The following is a 1,037-nucleotide window of genomic DNA, read 5'->3' on the forward strand; positions in this document are numbered from 1 at the left end:
AAGGGTGTCCGGTCCGCCGGCGTCCAGCGCCAGTACTCCGGAACGGCGGGCCGGACTGAGAACTGCCAGGTCGGTGTCTTCCTCGCCTATGCCGGCGCTCATGGCCGCACGTTGATCGACCGCCGCTTGTATCTGCCCACGTCATGGACTGATGACCGGGAACGGTGCCGGGCCGCGGGCATCGAGGACACGACCGTCTTCGAGACGAAGGTGGTGATGGCCAAGGCGATGGTCCGCCGGGCGATCACGGAGAAGATTCCGTTCCGGTGGGTGACCGCTGATGCCGCCTACGGCTTCTCCAAGGGCTGGCGGACCGAGCTCGAGCGGGCCGATGTCTTCCACGTCATGGCCACCACGCGGCACGACACCGTCGTCACCCGCTGGGCGATTGACCACCCGGTTCACGATCTGTTTCCCGGCCTTGCGAGGCAGAAGTGGAAGCGCCGTTCCTGTGGCAACGGCGCCCACGGGCCACGCGTTTACGACTGGGCGAGGGTCGAGGTCCGGCCCTGGCACCGCGAGGACCGCCGGCACTGGGTGATCGCCCGCCGCAGCGTCAGCCGGCCACAGGAAATCTCCTACTACATCGCCTACTGCCCGGCCGAGACCACCCTCGACGAGCTGATCCATATCGCGGGCAGCCGGTGGGCCGTCGAGGAATGCTTCCAGACGGCCAAGCAGGAATGCGGCCTGGACGACTACCAGGTCCGCCGCTACCCAGGCTGGCACCGCCACATCACCCTCGCCATGGCCGCCCACGCCTGCCTCACCGTCCTGAAGGCCCGTGAGGCGGACACGGGGAAAGCAGAAACGGATCCTCCCAGCTCATACCCGTCACCCTCCCCGAACTCCGACGCCTGATCACCTGCCTCACCCATTGCCGACCATCACCCGTCCAGCACGTCGAGCACGTCCTGCACTGGTCGAACTGGCGCCGCAGACGCCAGTTCCAGGCCCGAATCAGCCACTACAAACGACGCGGACACACACCACCAGAAGCAGCCAACCAGTCAGCCCAAAGACCGTTGCAGTACTAG

1 protein-coding gene is annotated in these 1,037 nt (G+C 66.5%); it reads left to right on the top strand.

What is annotated here, in order from left to right:
• Positions 1–861, top strand: an 861-nt coding sequence (locus ACZ3X1_RS37335) for an IS701 family transposase (protein ID WP_467284029.1), incomplete at its 5' end; no start/stop codon positions are given.
• Positions 862–1,037: the final 176 nt, after the last annotated feature.

It is taken from the genome of Streptomyces sp. NPDC023541, assembly GCF_055559995.1.